The organism is Nonomuraea terrae (genome assembly GCF_004348995.1).
Taxonomy (GTDB): Bacteria; Actinomycetota; Actinomycetes; order Streptosporangiales; family Streptosporangiaceae; genus Nonomuraea; species Nonomuraea terrae.
In genome coordinates this window covers 1-3,327 of record NZ_SMKQ01000385.1, presented here as the reverse complement: position 1 = coordinate 3,327, position 3,327 = coordinate 1, and the positions used below count along the sequence as shown (strand labels likewise).

4 protein-coding genes are annotated in these 3,327 nt (G+C 69.9%); all 4 read left to right on the top strand.

Annotated elements, in window-relative coordinates; translation table 11 throughout:
* Positions 1–59 precede the first annotated feature (59 nt).
* The 4 genes from E1286_RS46565 to E1286_RS52300 all read left to right on the top strand — a co-directional run bounded on the left by E1286_RS46565 (position 60) and on the right by E1286_RS52300 (position 2,973).
* Positions 60–1,043: a polyprenyl synthetase family protein gene (locus E1286_RS46565; RefSeq protein ID WP_246075740.1), complete on the top strand. Its 984-nt coding sequence runs from the start codon at positions 60–62 to the stop codon at positions 1,041–1,043.
* The gene (locus E1286_RS46560) at positions 1,036–2,187 is read left to right on the top strand and encodes an oxygenase MpaB family protein (RefSeq protein ID WP_132623736.1); all 1,152 of its coding nucleotides are present in this window, start codon (positions 1,036–1,038) and stop codon (positions 2,185–2,187) included. The genes E1286_RS46565 and E1286_RS46560 overlap by 8 nt, the downstream gene beginning before the upstream one ends.
* Positions 2,188–2,263: 76 nt before the next feature.
* Entirely contained in the window at positions 2,264–2,416 is a 153-nt protein-coding gene (locus tag E1286_RS48710) for a hypothetical protein (RefSeq protein WP_165970245.1), read from the top strand.
* Between the two features lie 56 nt (positions 2,417–2,472).
* Positions 2,473–2,973, top strand: a complete 501-nt coding sequence (locus tag E1286_RS52300; protein ID WP_484213932.1) for an alanine:cation symporter family protein — start codon at positions 2,473–2,475, stop codon at positions 2,971–2,973.
* Positions 2,974–3,327: the final 354 nt, after the last annotated feature.

Sequence of the window (3,327 nt, the reverse complement as noted above, 5' to 3'; positions counted from 1 at the left end):
CCCGTGGGGGAGGCGCACCTGGAGGTGCTGGCGCGGCGGGTCAGTGAGCGTAACCCACGGTGAGCGATCTTCGGGCCCGGGTGGAGCGGGCGCTGGAGGAGTTCGTCGACGAGGAGATCTCCGAGCTGCTGAGGCTCGACGCGGAGCTGGCGCCGGTCGCCGAGCAGGCGCGGGTGTCGGTGACCGGCGGCAAGCGCATCCGTCCCGCCTTCTGCTACTGGGGGTGGCGGGCGGCCGGGCAGCCGGACGCGGAGCCGATGGTCCGCGCGGCCACGGCGATCGAGCTGGTGCACGCCGCGGCGATCGTCCACGACGACCTCATCGACCGCAGCCCGCTGCGCCGCGGCCGTCCCACCGCCCATCGGCGGCTCGGCGACGGGCTGGCCGTCATGGTCGGCGACCTCTTGCTGGCGTGGGCCGGTCAGCTGTTCCACGGCTGCGGCCTGCCCCGTACGTTCACCGCCAGGGCCGTGTCCCTGTGGACGGCGATGGGCCGCGAGCTGATCGCCGGCGAGTGCCTGGAGCTACTGCGGACGCAGGGCCCGCCGGACGTGGCGCGGTCGCTGCAGATCGTCCGGTTCAAGACCGGCTCCTACACCGTGGAGTGGCCGCTGCGGATCGGCGCGGTGCTCGGCGGGGCCGGCCCGGCGACGCTGGAGACCCTGTCCGGGTATGCCCGCCCGCTCGGTGAGGCGTTCCAGCTGCGCGACGACCTGTGGGGGGTGTTCGGCGACCCCGCCGTGACCGGCAAGTCCGCGCTCGACGACCTGGCGGGCCGCAAGCCGACCGCCTTGCTGGCGCTCACCCTGGAGCGGACACCGGACCGCGCGGAGCTGCACGCGCTGCTGCGGGCTCCGGTCGAAGCGCCCGAGGCGGCGCGGATCACCCAGATCATGCAGCACTGCGGCGCCGCCGACGAGGTCCGCCGCATGATCGGCGAACGCGCCGACGCCGCCCGTACGGCGCTGGAGCGGGCTTCCCTGCCCGCCGACGCCGCCTGCGCCCTGACCCGACTGATCGAAGAGGTGACAGCCGATGTCTGACGGTTCGTACGACGACGCCTTCATGGACGCCCTGCGACTCAAGGGCGACGACCTGGCCGATGCCACGGTGGCGGCGTTGTTCGCCGAGGGTCAGGTGGGCCGGTTCAACACGCTGATGCGCTGGTTCACCACCTCCGGCCAGGAGCTGCCCGACGGGCTGCCGGACACCGCCCGCGACTACCTGAAGGCCACCGCGAACCCGCCCGACTGGGTGGACTGGGCGATGATGGAGCAGGCCAGGCAGTTCTTCATCGACAACGACGTGCACATCAGCACCGCGCTGTCGTTCGCGGCCATGCCGGCCTGCTACGTCGTCCCGCACGTCGCCCGGCTGCTGTCGGCCACGCATACGCTGGCGTACCCGTCGCGGCGCATGGCCGAGACGGGGCAGTTCACCGTCTACCTCATGCAACCGGACGCGTTCGAGGCGGGCGGACGGTTCCTGCCGGCCGCCCAGAAGGTGCGGCTGCTGCACGCCTCCATCCGCCGTCACCTGCGCGAGACGGGCGGCTGGCCCGAGCCGGTGGCGATCTGCCAGGAGGACATGCTCGGCGGGCTCATGATGTTCAGCATCCAGGTGCTCGACGCCCTGCACCGCCTGGGCGTCCGCATGACCCCGCAGGGCGCGGAGGCGTACTACTACGCCTGGAAGGTGGTCGGCGCGATCCTCGGATGCGACCCGGCGGTCATCCCGGCCGACCTGGGGGCCGCCCGCGAGTTCTCCGACCGCTACATGATGCGCCACATGGGGCCCTCGCCCGAGGGCGTCCACCTGACCGGGCAGCTCATCGACATGTACGAGCAGGTCGTGCCCGGCACCCTGCTCGACCCGGTGGTGCCCGCGCTGATCCGCTTCCTGATCGGCGACACCGCCGCCGACTGGCTGCGGGTGCCGCGATCCGGCTGGGACACCACGGTCAAGCTCGTTCCCGCCCTGCTCGGCGTCATCGAGGGGCTGGAGGACCGCGGGCCCTGGGCGGCGCAGCTGTCCGACCGGCTCGGCCGCCTGGTCACCCAGCTGGAGCTGACGTCCCTGACCCGCGGCCGGGTCATGCACTACGCCATCCCCGACGAGCTCAAGCCCGACTTCGGCATCCCCGCCGCCGCCGGCCGCTGGACCCCGCCGCCGCCGATCCCGGCCTGAACCGTGGAATAGGGCGGGGGAGGTCGATGTTGGAGGGCACAAGCTTTAAAATTCAATTTCTGACGGAGGGACTGTCATGGCAATCGCCTTCATGCTCGTCATGAGTGTCATCATGGGCAGCGTTCTCACCGGTGGGGTGGCCGCCATCGTGCTGAACGGCATCAAGGGCCGCCAGTGGCCGGTGTTGCTGCGGCGGCGGGTCGTCTACCGCGGGTTCGTCGTCCGCTAAGGCAGGCTCTTTGGCCTCCTCGCGTTTTCCCTGGCAGCGGGCATGGAAGGTGCCGAATGCCGACCATCGCCCGCGACCAGGGAAGTTGCGTGCAGGAGATCCCGTCGACGATCTCGGGCTTCGTCTGGGACCCGTTCCCGCTGATCCCGCTGCGGGCGCTGTCCACGGCCCTGGCGGCCACCGTGGGCGTCGGCAACATCGCCGGCGTCGCCACGGCCATCCACTTCGGCGGGCCCGGCGCCGGCGTTCGTCATCGGCAACATGGTGCAGTCCAACAGCGTGGCCGACGCCATCGACGCGCAGTGGAACGTGCCCGTGTGGCTGACCGGTCCGGTCATCACCGTGCTCGCCGCCACCGTCATCCTGGGCAGCCGGCGCGGCAGGCGCTCGTGTCGATGACCCAGACGTTCATCGACACGCTCGTCGTCGTCAGCATGACCGGCCTGGCGATCGTCGTCACCGGCGCTTGGCAGAGCGGCACGAACGGCGCCCCGCTCACCGCCCTCGCGTTCAGCCGCGGCCTCAGTGGGGCAGCCTCGTCGTCACCCTGGGCCTGATCTGCTTCGCCTTCTCCACGCTGCTCGGCTGGGCCTGCTACGGGGAGCGCTGCATGGCCGCCTCTTCGGCCGCGTGTCCGTGACGCCGTACCGGCTGCTGTTCATTGTGCTCATCTTCGTCGGCACGGTGCTGGAGCTGGAGACCCCGACGGGAAACGCGCCCCCGTCACGTGACGTTCCACTGTGGAGCTGCGGTCCTGTCTCTTATACACATCTCCGAGCCCACGAGACCCTAAGACAGCTCGTATGCCGTCTTCTGCTTGAAAAAAAAAAAAAATAATGAAGACACACAGACAAACAACCAAGACTCCAGTTGCCATACAACTGTTTCCGGAAGGAATAAGAGATGTTTTT

Coding starts and splice junctions, on each gene's coding strand:
- E1286_RS52300 (WP_484213932.1), top strand. CDS start 2,473: ATGCCGACCATCGCCCGCGACCAGGGAAGTTGCGTGCAGGAGATCCCG.
- E1286_RS48710 (WP_165970245.1), top strand. CDS start 2,264: ATGGCAATCGCCTTCATGCTCGTCATGAGTGTCATCATGGGCAGCGTT.
- E1286_RS46560 (WP_132623736.1), top strand. CDS start 1,036: ATGTCTGACGGTTCGTACGACGACGCCTTCATGGACGCCCTGCGACTC.